This window comes from Natronosalvus caseinilyticus (assembly GCF_017357105.1).
GTDB lineage: Archaea > Halobacteriota > Halobacteria > Halobacteriales > Natrialbaceae > Natronosalvus > Natronosalvus caseinilyticus.
The window spans coordinates 3,891,129-3,909,948 of record NZ_CP071596.1; the positions used below are offsets into that span (position 1 = coordinate 3,891,129).

Genomic DNA, 18,820 nt, shown 5'->3' on the forward strand with positions numbered 1-18,820 from the left:
TCAGGCCAGGTCGGGTCCCTCGTCGTTCGCGCCGCGTGCACGGGAGTAGAGGTAGGTTCCACCCGCTCCGCCGACGAGGGCGGCGAACGGACCGAATCCGGGCATACCGTCCTCCTCTTCGTTTCTCTCGTCGGTATCCTCGTCGACGACGTCGTCGTTCTCCTGCTCGTCGTCCTGGTCCTGGTCTCCGTTCTGATCCTCGCCGTTCTGATCCCCGTTCTGTCCCTCACCGTCTTGATCGTCGTCGTCCTGACCGTCCGTACCCTCGCCCGTCTCGAGTACGGCTGCTGCGTCGACGCTCGACTTCAGTTTGAAGTAGTCGTAGCCGCTCGAGGTGGGCAACTCGAAGCCGTATCCCCAGTACTCCTCGTCCGGATCGTAGCCGCCGAAGACCCGCAGGACGGGGTTCTCGACGCTCGAGGCGAGTTTACACAGCGCCTCGGCGTCGAAGGCGACCTCGACGGTTTCGCCGTCCTCGGCGACGGACTCGGCCGCGAGGTCGTCGCCGGTGCGGATCACGGCCCGGAAGGAGTCCTCGACGACGGCGGTGCCGCCCGCCGGGAAGGGAACGGTGATCGTGATTTCGCCGTCTTCGCGTGCGACCGATCCCGCGCCGACGTCCTCGTCGACCCGGATCATCCGGTTTTCGCGCTCGGGAGCCACGGTCCCCCACTCCTCGAGAACGTCGAGCACGTACGGTCCCTGGAACTGGCCCGACTCGAGGACGGTCTCGGCCTCGCTCAAAATTGGGTCGTTGCCGACGACGTAGTCGTTGTTCGCCATATAGTAGGTCGCCCCGAGATCGACCGGTTCGCCGCCGACGAACACGTTGTCGATCCACGTCTCGTCGTCGTGGCCCCACCACTCGTAGGAGACGCCCGAGACCTGGATCGCCGGCTGCGTGCCGTAGTCCTCGCTCGGGTGCGGGCGAACCTCGCTCTCGAGGTAGTCGACGAGTTGCTGACCGGTGATCTCGACGACCTCGATCTCGTTCGGGAACGGGAGGGTCTCCATAACCTGCGCCCCGGTGATCGGCCCGCCCTCGTAGTAGCCGCCGCGGATACCGCCGCCGTTCTGGACGGCGACGTCGACCTCGATGTCCGCAGTCTCGCCGATGGTCGCCATCGCGTCGGTGATGAGGTTCCCGAAGCCGGTTTCGATCGCGTAGTTGTCGAACGTGCCGTTGAGGTCCGTCTCGCTCTCGAAGAACGGCTGACCGAGGCGCTCGTCGAGTTCCCCCTGCCACCGCTCGGAGATGTCGGTGAGGGTGGGGTCTTCCTCGATATCGGCCGTCTCGCGGGCCGTGATCTGCTCGTACTCGTCGACCGCGTCGGTCGGACTCCAGTTCTCGGGGATCAGATCGACTCGCCGCCAGTCGACGAGGTCGCCGTCGGCGTCGAGCGTGATCGACCCGACGTGGGCGAACTCGTCGCCGAACTCGCTGACGACCGTCCCGTCGACGACCGCGGGTTCGTCGAACACGATGCCCGAGTGCGACCCGACGATAGCGTCCAGTCCGTCGACCTCCGCGGCCAGCGTGTCGTGGACGCCCGTGCTGACGTGGGAGGCACAGACGACGACGTCGGCCCCGTCCGCTCGCAGGGCGTCGACGGCCTCCTGAGCGCCCTCGACGTAGCCGAGCACCTGCCACTCCGCCGGGTAGTCCGTCAGCGAGTGGAAGTTTGTCGAGACCAGGCCGAAGACGCCGACCGTAAGCCCGCCCGCCTCGAGCGTGGTCCAGCGCTCGGTCCCCGGCACCGGGTCGCCGGCGTCGTCGAGCAGGTTCGCGACGAGCCACGGGAACTCGCTCTCCTCGAAGCGTGTCGTCGCGACGTCGGCCCCGAAGTCGTACTCGTGGTTACCGACGCCCACCGCGTCGATGTCCATGTAGTTGAGCGCCTCGATCATGTGCTCGCCCTCGTACTCGAGGCCGAGCATCGAGGGGGCGATGTCGTCGCCGTTGCCCAGGAAGAGCGAGTTATCGGCGTCGTCCAGGACGTCCTCGATGACGGTGTAGTAGCGAGCGATGTTGAGGTCGTACTCCTGTGCGTTGCGAAACCGTCCGTGGAAGTGCGTGTCGTGGACGATCGTCACCGTCTCGCCGCTCGCCGCGACGCTCGCACTGGCGGGGGCGAGCGCGGCGAGCGAGGCGCCGGCGGTCGCCCCGAGAAAGCGACGACGGCTTCGGTCGACTGAAGAATCGAGTTCGGACGGCAAACTGTTCTTTCGCCGTGGGTGTTTCGCCATGGATGCAACCTTCGAAACGGGTAACTAATACCTTTCCAATTTTCATCACGACGCCTCAATCGCCGTCGGGAGCGCTCCGGAGAACGAGGGGCGTGTACTGACAGACTCAAGCGCCTGATCGCATTCTCAATACTATAATTAGTATAGTAAGGAGGTTCAGCTGTTCGACGGAACGCCCCTTCATCAGGAGCAACATCGAACCCACCCCTCGAGCCGAACGAACCCCGTCAGGGCGAAAGTAAACTACCATAGATTCCCGGTTGTCACGAATCGGAGACGATACTGATTTTCCGAATGTTTCCTCGAGACGGCCGCTCGAGGCCATCTTGCAACCACCCGGTTTTTCCGTTTCGATACCCTACCGTTTGGTATGCTCCTCATACGCGGCCGTGCCGGCGGGACCGAACTCACCGGGACGCTGTACGAGCGGGGCGAGCAGGCCCCTTCGTTCCGCGGTGCGCCGGACGAAGGCGCCCCGTACGTCTGGATCTGCGACGAGTTCTACGAGGTCGATAGCGGCGGCACCCCCCAGCTCGTCGACGGCCGCGAGGTACACATCGCCTTCGAGTCGCCGATGCCACGCGGATTCGACACCCGCGAACAGGCGCTCGAGGCCGCGACCGAGCACATCCAGACCCAGTTCGCCCGCATCGGCATCGACCGCGAGGCCGTCGACCTCGAGATCGAGAAGGACGAACTCGACGCCGCCGACGTGCTCGAAGGAGACGCGACCTAACTTCAGGCGAACTCCTCCCCCCACCGCTTGTCGTCGTACGTTCGCCGCTCGACCGTCTCGAACTGCGCCTCGAGCGCCTCCCGAAGCGAGCGCTTCTCGGACGCGCTGATCCTGGCGAGTTCGTCCGCCTTCTCGATGGTCTGTGGCGGCCCGCCCGCGACGGCCACGTCCTGGAGCAACTGCCGGGTGAGTCGTTCTCGGTGATCCTCGTCGCGAACGACTCCGTACGGCGCTTCCACCCGGTAGACCAGGTCGTCCCGCGGGTCGTAGATCACGAAGAAGGTCACCTCGTAGGCCTCCAGGTCGAGTTTCCTGTCGACGCCGAGTGCGTTGCCCTCGGGCGAGAGGGGTCTGTCGACGCCACCTCGCGAACGGAACCAGCCGGTGTAGGTCAGGGTCTCGGTGTCGCGTTCCCAGCGCTCACCGTCGACGTCCGAGACGTACTCGCCGCGCTCGAGGATTCGAGTGAAGAACGTCCCGTCGTCGCCCCACGGCGCTTCGATGTCCTTCGACTGGACTGCGCGGGTGATCGCCCGCGTCGCCGGGTTCTTGACGAATCCAACGAGCGGGACGTCCTGCTCGAGGAACGTCTCGACCAGTCGAACGTAGTTCTGGACGACCTGTTTCGGCCGGGCGTTCTCCTCGAGGAACGTTGCGAGGTCCGGGTGCTGGTCCGACCACCGGAGGAGCCCCCGCGGGTAGAGCGGCCCGTCGAGGATCAGCAGGTCCGAGACGTCCGCGGCGTGAGCGAGGGCGTGCTCGCTCTCGGCGAGGTAGAGCGCCAGCGCGTGGACGATGCCCTCGGCGAACCGCGGCAGTCGCTGCTGGACCTTGATTGCCCGCGAGCGACTGTAGCCGTCGTCGAACTCGTCCCACGTCTCGTCGACGTGAGCCGTCTGATCGCTCGAGTGGACCGTCGCGACCATCGTCCGCGAGCGGTGGAGGTCGAGCGAGGAGGGCGTCGCACTCATCGCCGCCTGGGCGATGTCGATCACGAGGCCGTTCTTGAACACCGTCGGGTTGATCGTTCCGGCGTCCAGGCCGTGTTCGGTCGCGAACGGCCGATCACAGAGGGCGATGGCCTCCCGGTCGACGAGGTGTTTCGAGACAGAATCGAGTGGCTCGAGGACGAATCGGCCGTCGCCGTCGATCAGCGGGTCGAGAAAGTCCGCCCAGACCGTCTCGGCGAGCGCTCGATGGTCGCGCTCGTCGGCCCCGTGATCGATCCGTCGCGCGAGTCGCGCGATGCCGTCGAAGTGGACCGGATCGAGTGTCATGCTCGAGTCCACCGAGGCAATCAGCAAAAAGCCAGTGGTCGCTCGCGCGAGTAGCCGCATCGACAGTGGGGATTTCAGCGGTCCAGAGCGTGTCAACGAAACAGCTATGAACGGTACTAGAGAGGTCGGTCACCGTGTTTTGGAGGGAACGGCAGTGCTCGCCAGTCCGTATGTTACACACCTATCCGTGTAACGCTCGAGCCACGACCGATCACTGTCGACGACACCGGTCTGAATACCATCGGACGCGACGTCCGTCGAAGCGTGACGCCGAATCTCGACCGAGCTAGATCGACGTGATCCGCGTGTACTCCTCGTCTAAGGCGGCCGCATCCTCCGGAAGCAACGCCGTCACGAGCGTCTCCGCGTACTCGCTGAAGTAATCGACGAGTCGGGCGATCCGGTTCGAGTCGATGGCCTCGAGCGAGTCCAGCAGCATGAACGGCACCTCGTCGTACACCTCGTGGACGAGGTAGCCAGCCAGCGCGAACACGAGCCCCGTCACCTCACGCTCGCTCTCGCTCAGGTGATCGATGGTGTCCTCGTACGTCCGTCCGTCGTCCGCCTGACGGACGATGTGTAACTCGAAGACCGGGCGGTCGACGCGCCGTCGTCCCTCCTTGACCGTGCGCTCGGTTCGCTCGATCCAGATACGCTCGAGGTTCTCGTACTCGAGGACGTCGAGCACCGAGGCCATGTGGTCGTTGAACGCCTCGACCGACTCCCGCTCGATGCGATCGATTCGAGTCCGGAGGTCGGTGAGTCGTTCGGACGCCCGCTCTCGCTGTGCTCGCAGGTCGTCGATACGGCCGATCTCGGTCTCGGCTTCCTCGATCTCGTCTTCGACGTCCGCGAGGTCGTCCTCGAGCCGATTCAGACGGAACTCGAGTTCGGTCACCTCCTTCTGGTGATCGAGTGTTTCGCTCTCGCTCTCCTCCTCGAGTTCGTCGACCGTCGTCTCCAGGTCGTCGATGCGCTCCTGGAGTTCGCCCTCGCGCTCGTCGAGCGTCTCGAGCCGGTCGCGCCGTTGCTCGAGTTCGTTCTCCGTGCTCTCGATTCGCTGCGTCAACGTCTGTCGGCGCTGGTTCGTCTCCTGTGCCTCTCGCAGCGTCGATTTCCGGTCGTCGATCTGACGCCGGAGTTCGTTGCGTTCCTGGACGTGCTCCTGCCGAAGGGAGCGAAGGCGCTCGATCGTCGACTCGATCTGGTCGGTTTCGACCGTGGACCCGCACGTCCAGCAGATAGCCGTGTCGTCTGCGAGCAACTGTTCGGTCACTGCCCCACCGTCGGTCTCGGACTGTTCACCCTGCAGCGCCTGCGTGATTCGCTGGTTCGTCCCCTCGAGCATCTCCTCGTTGAACTGGATGATGCTCTGCAACTGGTTCGTGCTCGAGTCGAGCGTCGACCGCTGGTCGCGAAGCGTCTCGAGTTCCTGCTCGAGTGCGTCGGGATCCGTTTCGAAGCCGTCGGGAAGTTCCTCGAGTTCCTCGCGCATCTCCTCGAGTTCGGACTCGAGGGTTTCGATGCTCTGTTGTTCGGTCTCGCGCTGGAACTGGACGTCCTCTAAGTCGTTTCGCGCCGACTGGAGTTCGTCGAGTTTGGCCTCGAGTTCGTCGTCGTCGGTTTCGGATTCGTCCGCGCGCGAGGCTTCGAGGTCCGCGCGTCGTTCCTCGAGTTCGGCCTCTGTCTCCTCGATCTCCTTTCGGAGCGACTGGCGACGTTCCTCGAGCGAGGGAAGCGACGATTTGAGCGACGTGAGGCGGTCGATTTCGTCGTCGAGGCGTCGTTTGTCCGCTTCGGCCTGGGAGATTTCGGCCTCGATCTCCTCGACGTCGACCGGCCGCATGATGACCTCGCGGAGGTCGTCCTTTTGGCTGACGGCCTGCCGTGCGGTGTTCGATTCGAGCAAGAACGCGAAGAGGTTCGCCAGCGTCGGATCCTCGAGATAGGGGTCGCCCGAACTGACGATTCCCCCTTCTCGCCGTTCGAAGTGGCGTTCGTAGGTTTCGCCCTCGAGCTCGAGCGTCACCGAGCCGTGGTCGGCGTCCGCCTTGAGGGAGACGCGGTCGCTCCCGAGTGCGCCCATGATCGATCGAAGGAAGGAGGTTCGGTTCGTCGCGTTTCGGCCCGTGAGGACGTTCACGCCTGTCGTCAGTTCTACCGTCGTCGAGTCGATTCCGCCGATGTTTTCGACGGACACTCGTGGCTGTCCAGTCGTTTCGCCTGCGCTCATTGGCGTCACTTGGGGCACCACGTATTTATATGCCATCGTCTCTCGCTCGCTTCGGACGGTCAGCGGCCGTTGGCTCTGGACCCTGGTCACTCGAGCGGGCTGGTCACCCGAGCAGACTGGTTATACGTGAGGAACCGGCCGATCACTCGCGACAGCGACAGCCGCCGCGCTCGAGGAACGTCGCAACGTCGTACTGCTCTCCGCACTCCTCACAGAGGACGTTTACGTCGACGAGCACCGATACGGAGCCGCTCTCGAGGAGGTCCGTCTCCCGATATCGCTTGACCGTGTCCTCCGTGACCGCGGTCAACCGACTCGAGAGTCGCTGGATGGACGCCGCATCCCGCTCGAGGCGGTCCTCTGGAGTCGTCTGGCTGGAGGGCCCCTCGAGTTCCCGGTCGCTCGTCAGGTAGGTGTGGATCGCCTGATGAGAGACGAACTCGCGCCGGAGCGCGTCGACGTCGATGCCGGCCCGCTCGAGTTCGCGTTCGGCCTGGGTTCGCATCCCGGCGCTCACGTCGTCGTCGGTGAGGAGACGATACGTGTTCTCGACCTCGCCGTCGAGCGGCGATAGACCGGCGCGAGTCATCCGCTCGCCGAGGAGCCGTTCGTTGAACCGTCTCGCCAACTTGCGAAGGCTCTCTCGTTCGTATCCCTTTCCGAGCCAGCGCTGCTCGAGTTCGAGTCCGAGGCTCTCGAGGTCGTAGGTCTCGAGCAGACGTGCGACTTTAGTCGGCATACGTTCTCTGCCTCCGGACGAGTCGGTCGATCATTACCGGGTATGGGTGTGTCCGGTACGTGAAAGTATCGGCTGGGGCGTGGTCGGCGAAGTCGCGTGGCTTAGATGTGGTCAACGAGATCGTGGGCCGAAATCAGGAGCTTTCCAGGCGGAGACGTGTGAAAAAGGAGAGACGAGCGTCGAACGAGGCGATTGCTGACAGTTAGTCCCGATCCGGAAGACGGTCGGAGAGTCGATTGAAACGATCCTGCAGTCGATCGCGGCGGTCGGCCTCCTCGTCGGGTCGATACCGCATCTCGCGAACGGCTCCGTCCTCGAGAACGACTTCGAAGACAGCCCCTTCGTGGCGACCGTCCTCGGGGAGTGACTCGAGGTCGAGCTCGAGCTGTTGGCGTTCCACCGGGTCTTCGGTGTCGGCTTCATCGGCTTCGCCATCGCCGGTTTCGCCACTGTCGATTTCGTCTTCTTTTCCACTACTGTTTTCGTTGGCTTCGTCATTCCCGGCCTCGTCGTCTTCGCCGTCGATAGCGGTCTCGAGCAGCACTACGGCGGCCGAATCGTCGACGATACGGTCGAGCACGGCGGTGACAGTCGAGGTGGTCATGGGAGTGATATCGCCTCCGTCGGGAATCCGGTTACGCGTCGCGGCAATCGCTCGGTTTCCCTCGTTTCCTCGGTCGCTTCCTCCTCGCTCGAGAACTCCTCGAGGAGTACGTACCCGTTTGTCGGTCCCGACCGCTCCGCCTGGACCGCGACCGACTCACCGTCCGTGGTGACGACCACGTGTCCGTGGACGCCCGTCCAGTACGTCTCGACTCCACGTTCGCCGAAGGCCGCGAGCACCTCGTCGTGCGGGTGGCCGTACTGGCTCTCGAGGGGAGCCGAGACGACCGTCACGTCGGGATCGACCACGTCGAGAAGCGCTGACGACGAGCTGGTCGACGACCCGTGGTGACCCGCCTGATAAATCTCCGCCTCGAGGTCGTTGCCGTGGCGCTCGACCAGGCGCGACTCGACCGCGCGTTCGGCGTCGCCGGTCGTCAGGTAAGAGACGTCGCCGTAGGTCACCGTCAAGACGATGCTGTTGTCGTTGAGCCCGTCCTCGTCGTCCGGGCCCTCGGCAGGCGGGTTGTAGAACTCGATTTTCGCCTCGCCGAAGTCGACGGCGTCTCCTTCTCGAACCGCTAGGAGTTTCACATCGTGTTCCTCCACGGCGTCCAGGTAGCGCTCGTAGGTCTGGCTCGTCGAGACGACGCCGGAGTCGTAGACGGCGCCGACGCCGTCGCCGTTCGTCTCGACGTGCTCGATCACCGCGGCGTGGCCGCCGATGTGATCGGCGTGGGCGTGGGTCGCGACGAGGTGGTCGACGCGGTCGATTCCCTGCTCCTCGAGGTAGGCGATGACCGACTCGCCGTCGTCTCGCCAGTCGCCGCTGTCGACGAGCATCGTCTCCCCCGAGGGCTCGATCAGCAGGGTCGCGTCGGCCTGTCCCACGTCGATGTGGTGGATCTCGAGTGTGCCCGCATTCCGCTCCGTTTCGCCGTCGTTGGAGTGGTCGTCGCCGTCGTCAGTGTCATCACTGTCGTCAGTATCGCCACCATCGCCGAGTTCGTCGCCGTCGTCACCGTCTCCACCATCGACGTCTCGAGGACCCGTCGACGTCCCGAAGTCGAGACAGCCGCCGGTAACGAGCACGACGGCGACGAGCATCAAAAGCAGGAGACGAGCGGGTCGCACGCGTCACCCTTCGATTCGAACGCATATGGACCTTGTCGTCACCGTACGACGGTTCCGTGGTGACTACCAGTCGACGCTCAGCGTGCCGTCGCCGTGTGGATTCGGCGCGATCTCCTCGTCCGTCCGCCGATCGATCACGTGGATACAGCCCTGGTCTTTCTTCGCCGGGCAGACCTCGGCCGCACGGACGTTGTCCTCGAGGTCGTTCTCGCCGATGAAGTACGAGTTCGCCCTCGCGAGGCCCGTCTGGAGGTCCATCTCCCAGTTGTCGCTCACCTCGGCGCACTTGCCCGCGCCGAAGCACCTGTTCGCCTCAAAGATGATCTTGTAGGGCTTGTCCTCGATTGGCGGCCCGTCGCTCGAGCCGACGTCGCTGGGGCGTGGGCGATCGTCGCTTCCATTGGCCCCGTCGGTTTCAGCGGTCTCTTCGCGTCCGTCGCTCATATCGTCACCTCGGGAGGCGACGGTCTTTCGCGTTACGGTTTCGTGGGGGTGCGATAGACCTCCCGCGATCGATCCTACCGATCGACGGACACCGACTCGAGAACGATGTCGCGTTTTGGTTTGTCGTTCCCATCGGTTTCCACGGAACCGATCTCACGGACGACGTCCATCCCGTCGGTCACTTCGCCGAAAACGGAGTGACGGCCGTCGAGGTGTGGCGTTGCGTCGAGGGTGATGAAGAACTGCGAGCCGTTCGTGTTCGGGCCGGCGTTGGACATCGAGAGGGTGCCGGGGCTGTCGTGGGTGAGATCGTCGTGGAACTCGTCGTCGAAGGTGTAGCCGGGGCCGCCGCGGCCGGTGCCGGTCGGGTCGCCACCCTGGATCATGAACCCCTCGATAACGCGGTGGAAGGGGACGTCGTCGTACAGCGGTTCGTCGGTGACGCGCTCGTCGGTCTCCGGGTCGGTCCACTCGCGCTCGCCCGTCGCGAGGCCGATGAAGTTCCCGACCGTTCGAGGCGCTCGCTCTTCGAACAGTTCGACGGTGATGTCGCCCTCGCTCGTGTGAAGCGTCGCTGTTGGATTTGCCATACCACGGCCGACGAGGGGCGTGGTGAAAACAGTGGTGGTCTCGACTCGAGATGTCGAGGGTCAGAACGCGCGCAGGTCCTCGAGCACCGCCGCCGCGCTCCCGTCCTCGACGACTGCGCGGGCGCGCTCGAGGCCGTCCTCGAGGTCCTCGACGTCGTCGCGGGCGAACATCCGGAACGCGGCGTTGAGCGCGACGGCGTCGGCGAAGTGGTCGTCGCGCTCGCCGGCGAGAACCTCTTCGGTGATCGCCGCGGAGTCGGCGTCGACGTCGTCGACGGCGAGGTCGTCGTTCTCCATCTCCATGCCGTACTCGGCGGTTTCGATTTCGAAGTCGTCGAACTCGCCGGCTCGCCAGTCGGCGACTTTCGTGTACCCGGGGCGGATGTCGTCGTAGCCCTCCATTCCCTGGAACATGACGACGTGGGAGAATTCGAGCGCCTCGCTCTCGGCGACCAGGTCGCACGTCTTCTTCGCGAACGCCAGGTGGTAGAACGAGCCGAGGTGGACGTCGGCGTTGGCCGGGTTGGCGACGGTCTCGATGGTGTTGACGAACGTGCGAACGCCCATCTGGTCGCGTCGGTCGTACAGCGCGTGGATGCCGGGGTTGAAGGTCGGCTGGTAGTAGAAGCCGAAGCCGGTTTCGTCGACCATCTCGGCCGACTCGTCGGGCTCGAGCTTCGTCCGGACGCCCAGTTCGTCGAGGACGTGTTTGTACGCCGTCGCCTTCTGGGTGGGGACGCGGTCGCCGGAGTGAGTCACGACCGGGGTGCCGGCGGCGGCGGCGACGATACCGGCGGCCACGCCGAGGACGGCCGTAGTGTGCTTGCCGTCGTAGTTCGCCCCGCAGTCGACGGGGTCGCAGTCGGGTTCGGCCGTCACGACGCTCTCCTCGCGCATGACGTCGGTGAAGGCTGCCAGTTCCTCGGGTGTGTTCTTCTTCCAGCGATTCGCCAGCCAGAACGCCCCCAGCGTGGTCGAGTCGGGTTCGTCGGCGAGAATCCGGCGGAACGCCTCTCGAGCCTGCTCGCGGGTCATGTCGTCGGCGGATTTGGGACCTGAGCCGACGATTTCGGTCATCAGGCGTTTCAGCGGCCACTCGCCGAAGTCCTGGGTAGCCTGGGCCATGGCTCGAGGTTGGGATGGGGCGGGGAAAAACCTCCCGTTTGGTCCGGTCGAGGTAGCGTGGTGGCCGACCGAAAATGCTGACAGCAGAACGGCCCGGAACCGCTCACGGCGCCGTGCTCAACACCCGGCGACCCGTGAACGCCGTCGGCTCGAGGCGGCAGAACGCGAAATCAATCTCTCGGGGATGAGTCCCGAAGATGTCGATCAGCGGTATCTCGACGCGGTCGAGGCCCTCGAGGGCGTCGGTCCCGACGTCCTCGCGTTCGATGTCCTCGAGGCGGCCCTTCGCGACGACGCTCCACCACTCGTCGTCGGCGTCGTAGGTGACGAACGAGACGGCGTGGCCGTCGAGCGTCTCGGGTGGGTGCTCTGGTGAGGTCGCCAGCCGGAAGTAAAAGGTCGACTCGACGGGATCGTAGCCGTACGAGACTAGGACGGTACGTGGCGGTTCGTCACCCTCGATCGAAAACGACAGCACGCCCGTACCGCCGGTGCCGAGTACCGACGTCCGTTCGGCCTCCTCGAGTTCGGCAACTTCGATGCGAGACATGATCTCCTATTTGCGCTCAGCAGGGATAATTCCCGCGTGGCTCCAGAATCGGATTGTCTCGAATCGGAAAAGTCAGCAGACATATGAATGTCGTCTATCTAGTAGGGGTATGATAACACCGTGGCCGACGCCCGAGTCACACCAGGTCGAGGTGATGATACTCGGGAGCTACCACATGGACAACCCTGGGCTCGATTCGGTGAATATCGATGCCGACGACGTCCTCACACCCACTCGGCAGGCCGAGTTGCGAGCGCTGGTCGAGCGACTCTCCGACTGGCAACCCGACGGGATTGCGCTCGAGCGTCCCTTCGACAGCATTGAGGCCGTGAACGAACGGTACGACGAGTACCGAATCGGGGAGCGCCAGTACGATCGTGAAGAACGATTTTCCTCACCGCATTCGATGCGTGATGGCACGACGACCGAGTGTCGAAGTGAGGTCGTCCAGATCGGGTTTCGCCTCGCGGACGCGCTCGGTCACGATCGGGTTCGCGCGGTCGATGAACACCCTGATCGATCGCGATACGCGGACGACCCCTTCTGGGAACGGGCGGTCGAGAGCGACCGGAAAACGGCGACCGAACTACCGTCACCCGACGCAGTCGTCGATCAGTGGGGACGACAGCTCGCCGAGAACACGATTCCCGCCTATCTTGCGTGGCTCAATCACGAGTCACAGCTTCGGTTCAACCACGATCACATGTTCGACAGCGGCATCCGCTCGACGGGTGATGGGTTCGGCTCGCCGCTCGCGCTGGTAAACTGGTACGATCGGAATCTGCGAATGGTGCATCACTGTTGGCGGACGCTGAACGCAGGCGACGAGCGACTCCTCTTCATCGTCGGGAACGGCCACGTCCGCGTCCTCCGTCATCTGTTCGAGGAAGCACCGATGTTCTGTCCAGTGTCGCCACTCGAGTACCTCCCAACCCACACTCGAGAAACCCGAAAGCGATAGGTGCGGGTCGTCCTTACTCCGACCAATGAGTTCCACTCGATCGGCCGCGGACGACTGGCGCGAGACGATCGACGAGACGGACGCCGCCATTATCGACGGCTACCAGAGCGGGTTTCCGATCGCCGAGCGCCCCTTCCGCGTCGTCGGCGACGCCCTCGAGATCGACGAGGACGAGGCCCTCGAGCGCGTCCGACGACTACGTGAGGCCGGCATCTTCCGTCGCTTCGGCGCCGTCCTCAACCCGCCCGTGATCGGGTCGTCGACGCTCGCGGCCGTCAAGGCGCCCGAGAATCGATTCGACGAAATTGCCGAGGTGATCAACGGCTACCAACAGGTCAATCACAACTACGCCCGCGACCACGAGTGGAACATGTGGTTCGTCGTCACCGCCGGCTCCCGGGAGACACGGGACCGCATCCTCGAGGAAATCGAGGAGCGGACCGGCTGCACTGTGTTAGTGCTCCCGATGCTAACGGACTACTACATCGACCTCGAGTTCCCCGTGGTGAACGCGGACAGTTTTGCGCGGGAGAGCCTCGAGGACGGCACCGACGCCTCCGCTACTCGTATCAGCGAGGACGCCGCGGGCGACCTCTCGGCGTTCGACGCCTCGCTCTTGCTCGCGATCCAGGACGGGTTCCCGCTCTCGAGGACGCCCTACGGTGATATCGCAGACGAACTCGCGGTCGACCTCGACCGCGAGGTCCCCGTCAAGGAGGTGCTCGAAGCGGTCGAACGGCTGCAGGACGAGGGCTGCATCAAGCGCATCGGCTGCATCGTCAACCACGTCGTCACCGGCTTCGACGCCAACTGCATGGTCGTCTGGGACGTCCCCGACGACCGGCTAGACGAGTGGGGCGAGCGCGCCGGTTCGCTGCCCTACGTGACCCTGTGTTACCACCGACCGCGGCGACCCGACCTCGAGTGGCCTTACAACCTGTTCACGATGATCCACGGGCGGGATCAGTCGGCGGTGGATGCCAAGATCGACGAACTCGCCGGGGAGTACCTGCCGGTCACCCACGAGCGTCTGTACTCGACGGAGACGTTGAAACAGACGGGAGCGCAGTACGAGGCGTTAGTCGAGACGTCCTGAGGGAGTTACTCGGTTCCAGAAATCGTAATTTAGGGGAGTAGGCGTTGTCAAAATCCTCAGTCGATGACATATTTAGGCAGTCGTGCTAAATAGAGAGCGCGAATCGGCCACTTGCTGTCCGTCAACTGGAGGGGTGCTGGAGTGGTAGAGACGGAACACATGTTCCACACCATAGATTAATTAGCCGTCATCTCTTCGAAGAACTATGGCAATCCCCGGTGGGTTAGAAGTTTTTCTCGTGCCTGCACTATTCCTGCTTGCGTTCCTTGGTCTTGCAGCGAAATACCTTCTAAAATGGATGAGGGAAGGTTACGGGACCGAGGTAGAGAGCAATACTGGACCAGATTAAACAGGCTACCTTCGAAAAATGCGCATGCTCTTCCTATCGGCCAGTTCAGCATATCCAGTGTAGAACAATGCGCGGCGGATTGCTGAATACATCCTCTGAGCAGATAATTCATATTACCTGTAAAGTATTTCAACAAAGTCGGGAATCACGATTTCGTTTTCATCGAACCCTCGAGTGACGTTCAAACGCCCTGCCCCATCAGGTGACTGCGCAGCACGTCGGCGTCCTTGTTTCCAGTTCCGGTGTTGAGGATCACGACCGTCGCGTCGTCGTCGAACGCTCCACGCTCGCCCAGCTCCCAGGCTCCGCTGGCCGCCGCCGCGCAGGTCGGCGCCATCTCGAGGCCCTCGCCCTTGGCGACGGCGACGGCCGCCTCGAGGATCGCGTCGTCGTCGGTTGCGACCGCGCCGCCACCGCTTTCGCGCAGAGCCTCGAGGATCCACGGGCTGGCGCCGGGGTCGGGGATCTCGATGCCACCGCAGATGGTGTCGGGATACTCGACGGGGTCGTGGCGCTCGCGACCCTGCTCGAAGGCCTCGACGATAGGCTGACAGCCCGTCGCCTGCGCGGCGTACAGCGCCGGCACGTCGTCGATCAGCCCCAGGTCGCGGAACTCTTCGGCCGCCTTGTACATTCCCACGAGGCCGACGCCGCCGCCGGTCGGGTAGACGATGGCGTCGGGGACCGCCCACTCGAGTTGCTCGGCGATCTCGTACAGCATCGTCTTCTTGCCCTCGTGGCGGTAGGGCGTCACGAACGTCTTCACCGAGTACCAGTCGTCGTGTTCGGCCATCGCGTCCGCGTAGGCCGCGCCTGCGTCGCCGATTCGCCCGCCGACGACGGTCATGTCGCCGCCGTGGACGTTCACCATCGCCTTGGTCGTGAACCCGGCTCGAGACGGGAGGAACACGTGCGAGTCGATGTCGGCGCGGCCGGCGTAGGCCGCAGCAGACTGACCGGCGTTTCCCGCAGACGCCAACGCGACGTCGGTCGCGCCGTGCTGGTTCGCGGCCGTCATCGCGAGCGTCTGACCGCGGTCCTTGAACGTCCCCGTCGGGTTCCGACCCTCGTCTTTGATCAGGACGCGCCCGACGCCGAGTTCGTCGGCGAGTTTCGCACAGTCGACCAGCGGCGTCGCGCCCTCGTCCATCGTCACCGCCGACTCGCGGGTGAAGGGAAGCAGTTCCTCGTAGCGCCACATCGAGTCGAACGGGCGAGCCTCGAGGGTCTCCCGGTCGAGGTCGACCGCGTCGTAGTCGTAGGTCGGGTCGAGGATGCCGTCACAGTCGGGACAGCGATGGGTGCCGGTTTCGGCGTCGAACGACGCTCCGCAGTCGATGCACTCGAGGCCGACGAACGCGTCCGTGGTGTCCATACCGAGCCTTGTGACGGCGAGACCAAATCCCTGTCCATCGCCCGGGACCGCCGGACGAAACGGTCGAATTCCGGGGTCGCCGTCGTCGATCGTAGGCACGACGGCTTAGTAGCTCGCTACCGAACGAACCCGTATGACACGAACGGCGTCGGTGGTCGTCGTCGGCGGCGGCCTCGCAGGACTCGTCACCGCACGCACGCTCGCGAGGGACGGCTTCGACGTGACGCTGTACGAGCGACGCGGCGCCGTCGGCGGTCGCGTTCGAACGACCGAACGCGACGGCTACCGACTCGACCGCGGCTTCCAGGTGCTCTTTACCGCCTACCCCGCCGTCCGCGCGGAACTCGACCTTCCCGCCCTGGACCTTCGCGAGTTCGCCCCCGGCGCGGTCATCGCTCGAGACGGTCGTCGGTCGACGCTCTCGGATCCGTTTCGCGACCCTGAAGGGGTACCCGAGACGCTGTGTAACTCCGACGTCACGCTCACGGACAAACTGGGGATCCTCCGACTCCGCCACCAGTTCGCCGGGCGAGATCCCGACCAGATCTTCGAGGGTCCCGACGCGACCATCGACCAGTACCTGCGGGATCAAGGATTTTCGGATCGGTTCATCGACAACTTCGCCGCCCCGTTCTACGGCGGGATTACCCTCGATCGAAGCCTCTCGACCTCGAAGCGAATCTTCGAGTACACCTTCCGGGCCCTCGCGGCGGGATCGATCGCCGTTCCCGCGAAGGGGATGGGACGGATCCCAGAGCAACTGGCCGCGAGCGCTGAATCCGAGGGGGTGGCGATCGAAACGGACACCACCGTGACGGCCGTCGACGCGACCGATGGCGGTGCCACCTGTACGCTCGAGCCAGCGGGTCGCAGACGCGAGGAAACCGTCGACGTCGACGCTGTGGTCGTCGCTACCGACCCGCCGACGGCCCGAGAACTGACCGGCGTCGAGTCGATCCCCACGACCAGCAAGGGCTGTGTCACCCAGTACTACACGCTTCCTGGATGGACCGACCTCGAGACCGGCAAACGATTGCTCCTCAACGCCGACGACGGTTCGGGGCCGAATCAGATCGTTCCCCACAGCGCGGTCGCACCCGCCTACGCGCCCAACGGCTCGACGCTCCTAGGCGCGACCTACCTCGGTCAGCTCGAAGACGACGTCGACGACGAGGCGCTCGCCGGTCGAACCCGGCGGGCGCTCGAGTCGTGGTACCCCGATCGGCGATTCGACGACCTCGAGACGGTCCACACCGAACGCATCCCCTTCGCCCAGTTCGCCCAGCCACCTGGCATCCACGACGAGTTGCCGGGCCCGCGCGCTCCCAACGGGCGCTGCTATCTGGCGGGCGAGTACACCCGGTGGTCGTCGATTCAGGGGGCGCTCGAGAGCGGGCGGCGAGCGGCGCTCGCGGTTCGCGTCGATCTCGAGGGGTGAAAGTCGCCGGGCGGGACGAAAGCGGCAACTACAACAGATGCCGACACGCCTCGAGCGGCGGAAACCAGCGCGTTTCGTCGGCGGCCTCGTCGCGAATCACGGGATGGAACGGGTCGAGCGGGCAAATCACGGGCGACTGCAGGTCGGTTCCTCGGGCCCGGTTGATCGTCACGCCCGACGCGCTCCGGGTGAACGCCGGGAGCATCAAGACGTCGAGTCCGCGCCAGACGTCGCGCGCATAGAGAAAGCAAGGAAGCTTCCGTCCGCCGACCGAGAGCGCCGGGTGGTCGTGGCCAATGACGACTCGCTCGAGGCTCGAAGATTCGAGTGCCTGATGATCGTCGCTCTCGGGATTCGCGTCGAACGTCTCGAGGTCCGGCCGCTCGTGCCCGTGGCAGACCAGCGTCTCGCCGTCGGCCAGCACGTACGCGTCGGGAGCGTGTCCGTCGTAGACCGCCTCGAGCATCTTGTCGTGATTTCCGGGGGTGACCACCAGTTCGCTACCGGCCTCGGCAACGACCCGCTCGAGGCGGGTGACGGTCCAGTCGGCCCCACGGGGTACGGTCGAAAACGAGTGCAGGAGGTCGCCAGCGACGACGACCGTTTCGGCGTCGACGCGACCGAGCAGGCGCTCGAGGCGGTCGATCACGTCGCCGCCGTCGTCGATCGGTGCCTCGACCCGAGAAGCCGCCGCCTTCCCGACGTGGAGGTCCGAGAGGACGAGCGCGTTGGCTCCCGGGACGAAGACGGCACGCTCGAGGAACTCGACGGGGGCGTCCACTCGAGCGGAGTCGGGAAAAGTGCCGGCCATCGCCTCAATCGTCGCTCGGGGGCGTGAGTTGCTCGCCCGCGGGGTCGGGCTTGCCGAGGGCGTCGGCGAGGTCGTACTCGGTCCCGGTGAGGACGAACAGCGCCTCCTCGAGCGGTTCCACGACCTCCGGGAGGATGCGGATCACGAGGTAGGTGATCCCGACGAGGGCGACGATCGACAGCGACTGGGCGACGAAGTTGTGGGCGACGAGGAACGACGTCCGGTCGGCAGGCGACCCCATGTACGTCGTCGTAATGTAGATCAGCGGGTCGTACTGGAACCAGCCGAACGGCGAGGCGAGACCGATGAAGACGTTTCGGATCAGGTTCAGGAACCAGATGACGCCGATGGCGAGCGCGAACGCGGTGGCCTTTCGCCGGAGCGGCGCCTTCACGGCGGCGATCAATCCGCCGAAGATCGCCATACTCCCGATGCCGGTACACGCGAGCACGATGTAGGTCGTTCGCCCCGTCACCGTCTCGTCGGGGTCGAAGTCGAAGCGACTCTCGTAGCCGTTCGCACCCTCGTTGAGGCCCGGGCTGTGGCCGAGCAGTTCCATCCCGTAGTGGGTCTGAGCGGCCGTCGTCTCGATGAGCCAGGTCCGGGCGAACGGAATCGTCTCGACCGGGAGGTAGATGATTCCCATGAAGGCGACCGCCTTCGTGAGCACGAACAGGGACGTTCGGCCCCGGTACAGGAGATACCCCGTGTACGCACACAGCGGGAGGGCAGCGAGGCTCAACATGGTCTGAATCGGGCTCTGGGCCTCGCCGTAGTAGTAGGGAACCATCGTCAGCCAGAAGACGCCGAAGACGACCCAGGCACCGGCAGCCAGGTAGCGGGCGGCGTCCTCGTGGGCCTGCCACTGGAGGGCAAGTGCGAGAACGAAGGCGCCGATCGCGACCCACGCCAGCGCGTCGGTGGCGCCGAACGACCCTACGGCCGCTGGCAGGGCCGTTACGGGCGGGGAGGACATTGTCACGCGAATTGACGGACTCGAGCGCTATCAACCTGACGCTGTGTGCCGCTCGGACACAACCGAGGTACTGACTTGCAGGTCAGTCAGTCGAAACGGCTCGAGAGACCGCGCCATTTTTTGCCATGTCGTGAGA

17 protein-coding genes are annotated in these 18,820 nt (G+C 64.7%); 4 read left to right on the forward strand and 13 right to left on the reverse strand.

What is annotated here, in order from left to right:
* Nucleotides 1–2,247, reverse strand: coding sequence for a bifunctional metallophosphatase/5'-nucleotidase (locus J1N60_RS18930; protein ID WP_312909506.1), 2,247 nt, complete (start codon nucleotides 2,245–2,247; stop codon nucleotides 1–3).
* Between the two features lie 370 nt (nucleotides 2,248–2,617).
* On the opposite strand from J1N60_RS18930, the gene J1N60_RS18935 reads away from it, so the two are divergent.
* The gene (locus tag J1N60_RS18935; protein ID WP_312909507.1) at nucleotides 2,618–2,983 is read left to right on the forward strand and encodes a DUF7113 family protein; all 366 of its coding nucleotides are present in this window, start codon (nucleotides 2,618–2,620) and stop codon (nucleotides 2,981–2,983) included.
* A 2-nt stretch (nucleotides 2,984–2,985) separates the two neighbouring features.
* Here J1N60_RS18935 and J1N60_RS18940 read toward each other — a convergent pair whose 3' ends face one another.
* From J1N60_RS18940 to J1N60_RS18980, 9 genes are all read right to left on the reverse strand, one after another.
* The gene (locus J1N60_RS18940) at nucleotides 2,986–4,260 is read right to left on the reverse strand and encodes a DNA double-strand break repair nuclease NurA (RefSeq protein ID WP_312909509.1); all 1,275 of its coding nucleotides are present in this window, start codon (nucleotides 4,258–4,260) and stop codon (nucleotides 2,986–2,988) included.
* A 286-nt stretch (nucleotides 4,261–4,546) separates the two neighbouring features.
* Complete coding sequence (locus tag J1N60_RS18945; RefSeq protein WP_312909511.1) at nucleotides 4,547–6,493, reverse strand: archaea-specific SMC-related protein; 1,947 nt, start codon at nucleotides 6,491–6,493, stop codon at nucleotides 4,547–4,549.
* A 142-nt stretch (nucleotides 6,494–6,635) separates the two neighbouring features.
* Nucleotides 6,636–7,232, reverse strand: a complete 597-nt coding sequence (gene rdfA / locus J1N60_RS18950) for a rod-determining factor RdfA (protein WP_312909512.1) — start codon at nucleotides 7,230–7,232, stop codon at nucleotides 6,636–6,638.
* Nucleotides 7,233–7,434: 202 nt separating this feature from the next.
* On the reverse strand, nucleotides 7,435–7,836 hold the full coding sequence (locus J1N60_RS18955; RefSeq protein ID WP_312909513.1) for a DUF3006 family protein: 402 nt from the start codon (nucleotides 7,834–7,836) through the stop codon (nucleotides 7,435–7,437).
* Nucleotides 7,833–8,969 (reverse strand): ComEC/Rec2 family competence protein, encoded by a 1,137-nt coding sequence (locus tag J1N60_RS18960; RefSeq protein WP_312909515.1) that lies wholly within the window; start codon nucleotides 8,967–8,969, stop codon nucleotides 7,833–7,835. The genes J1N60_RS18955 and J1N60_RS18960 overlap by 4 nt, the downstream gene beginning before the upstream one ends.
* A gap of 63 nt (nucleotides 8,970–9,032) precedes the next feature.
* The gene (locus J1N60_RS18965) at nucleotides 9,033–9,413 is read right to left on the reverse strand and encodes a ferredoxin (RefSeq protein WP_312909517.1); all 381 of its coding nucleotides are present in this window, start codon (nucleotides 9,411–9,413) and stop codon (nucleotides 9,033–9,035) included.
* Between the two features lie 74 nt (nucleotides 9,414–9,487).
* Nucleotides 9,488–10,003 (reverse strand): peptidylprolyl isomerase, encoded by a 516-nt coding sequence (locus J1N60_RS18970; RefSeq protein WP_312909518.1) that lies wholly within the window; start codon nucleotides 10,001–10,003, stop codon nucleotides 9,488–9,490.
* A 60-nt stretch (nucleotides 10,004–10,063) separates the two neighbouring features.
* Nucleotides 10,064–11,128 carry an anthranilate phosphoribosyltransferase gene (locus J1N60_RS18975; protein WP_312909520.1) on the reverse strand — a complete coding sequence of 355 codons (1,065 nt, stop codon included), beginning with the start codon at nucleotides 11,126–11,128 and terminating at the stop codon, nucleotides 10,064–10,066.
* A gap of 103 nt (nucleotides 11,129–11,231) precedes the next feature.
* Complete coding sequence (locus J1N60_RS18980) at nucleotides 11,232–11,678, reverse strand: pyridoxamine 5'-phosphate oxidase family protein (RefSeq protein WP_312909521.1); 447 nt, start codon at nucleotides 11,676–11,678, stop codon at nucleotides 11,232–11,234.
* Nucleotides 11,679–11,787: 109 nt separating this feature from the next.
* On the opposite strand from J1N60_RS18980, the gene J1N60_RS18985 reads away from it, so the two are divergent.
* Entirely contained in the window at nucleotides 11,788–12,639 is an 852-nt protein-coding gene (locus tag J1N60_RS18985) for a DUF5694 domain-containing protein (RefSeq protein ID WP_312909522.1), read from the forward strand.
* Nucleotides 12,640–12,664: 25 nt separating this feature from the next.
* Nucleotides 12,665–13,735: a siroheme decarboxylase subunit beta gene (ahbB, locus tag J1N60_RS18990; RefSeq protein WP_312909524.1), complete on the forward strand. Its 1,071-nt coding sequence runs from the start codon at nucleotides 12,665–12,667 to the stop codon at nucleotides 13,733–13,735.
* A 530-nt stretch (nucleotides 13,736–14,265) separates the two neighbouring features.
* Here the strand turns inward: ahbB and J1N60_RS18995 are convergent.
* Complete coding sequence (locus J1N60_RS18995) at nucleotides 14,266–15,459, reverse strand: threonine synthase (protein WP_312909526.1); 1,194 nt, start codon at nucleotides 15,457–15,459, stop codon at nucleotides 14,266–14,268.
* 133 nt (nucleotides 15,460–15,592) lie between these two features.
* On the opposite strand from J1N60_RS18995, the gene J1N60_RS19000 reads away from it, so the two are divergent.
* The gene (locus J1N60_RS19000; RefSeq protein ID WP_312909527.1) at nucleotides 15,593–16,897 is read left to right on the forward strand and encodes an NAD(P)/FAD-dependent oxidoreductase; all 1,305 of its coding nucleotides are present in this window, start codon (nucleotides 15,593–15,595) and stop codon (nucleotides 16,895–16,897) included.
* 28 nt (nucleotides 16,898–16,925) lie between these two features.
* Here the strand turns inward: J1N60_RS19000 and J1N60_RS19005 are convergent, their stop codons facing one another.
* Nucleotides 16,926–17,708 carry a metallophosphoesterase gene (locus tag J1N60_RS19005; protein WP_312909529.1) on the reverse strand — a complete coding sequence of 261 codons (783 nt, stop codon included), beginning with the start codon at nucleotides 17,706–17,708 and terminating at the stop codon, nucleotides 16,926–16,928.
* Nucleotides 17,709–17,712: 4 nt separating this feature from the next.
* On the reverse strand, nucleotides 17,713–18,684 hold the full coding sequence (gene artA, locus J1N60_RS19010; RefSeq protein ID WP_312909531.1) for an archaeosortase A: 972 nt from the start codon (nucleotides 18,682–18,684) through the stop codon (nucleotides 17,713–17,715).
* Between the last annotated feature and the right edge of the window lie 136 nt (nucleotides 18,685–18,820).

What these genes read in the sequence shown, in the direction of transcription:
- J1N60_RS18930 (WP_312909506.1), bottom strand. Translation starts at nt 2,247, where the DNA reads ATGGCGAAACACCCACGGCGAAAGAACAGTTTGCCGTCCGAACTCGAT.
- J1N60_RS18935 (WP_312909507.1), top strand. Translation starts at nt 2,618, where the DNA reads ATGCTCCTCATACGCGGCCGTGCCGGCGGGACCGAACTCACCGGGACG.
- J1N60_RS18940 (WP_312909509.1), bottom strand. Translation starts at nt 4,260, where the DNA reads ATGACACTCGATCCGGTCCACTTCGACGGCATCGCGCGACTCGCGCGA.
- J1N60_RS18945 (WP_312909511.1), bottom strand. Translation starts at nt 6,493, where the DNA reads ATGAGCGCAGGCGAAACGACTGGACAGCCACGAGTGTCCGTCGAAAAC.
- rdfA (WP_312909512.1), bottom strand. Translation starts at nt 7,232, where the DNA reads ATGCCGACTAAAGTCGCACGTCTGCTCGAGACCTACGACCTCGAGAGC.
- J1N60_RS18955 (WP_312909513.1), bottom strand. Translation starts at nt 7,836, where the DNA reads ATGACCACCTCGACTGTCACCGCCGTGCTCGACCGTATCGTCGACGAT.
- J1N60_RS18965 (WP_312909517.1), bottom strand. Translation starts at nt 9,413, where the DNA reads ATGAGCGACGGACGCGAAGAGACCGCTGAAACCGACGGGGCCAATGGA.
- J1N60_RS18970 (WP_312909518.1), bottom strand. Translation starts at nt 10,003, where the DNA reads ATGGCAAATCCAACAGCGACGCTTCACACGAGCGAGGGCGACATCACC.
- J1N60_RS18975 (WP_312909520.1), bottom strand. Translation starts at nt 11,128, where the DNA reads ATGGCCCAGGCTACCCAGGACTTCGGCGAGTGGCCGCTGAAACGCCTG.
- J1N60_RS18980 (WP_312909521.1), bottom strand. Translation starts at nt 11,678, where the DNA reads ATGTCTCGCATCGAAGTTGCCGAACTCGAGGAGGCCGAACGGACGTCG.
- J1N60_RS18985 (WP_312909522.1), top strand. Translation starts at nt 11,788, where the DNA reads ATGATAACACCGTGGCCGACGCCCGAGTCACACCAGGTCGAGGTGATG.
- ahbB (WP_312909524.1), top strand. Translation starts at nt 12,665, where the DNA reads ATGAGTTCCACTCGATCGGCCGCGGACGACTGGCGCGAGACGATCGAC.
- J1N60_RS18995 (WP_312909526.1), bottom strand. Translation starts at nt 15,459, where the DNA reads ATGGACACCACGGACGCGTTCGTCGGCCTCGAGTGCATCGACTGCGGA.
- J1N60_RS19000 (WP_312909527.1), top strand. Translation starts at nt 15,593, where the DNA reads ATGACACGAACGGCGTCGGTGGTCGTCGTCGGCGGCGGCCTCGCAGGA.
- J1N60_RS19005 (WP_312909529.1), bottom strand. Translation starts at nt 17,708, where the DNA reads ATGGCCGGCACTTTTCCCGACTCCGCTCGAGTGGACGCCCCCGTCGAG.
- artA (WP_312909531.1), bottom strand. Translation starts at nt 18,684, where the DNA reads ATGTCCTCCCCGCCCGTAACGGCCCTGCCAGCGGCCGTAGGGTCGTTC.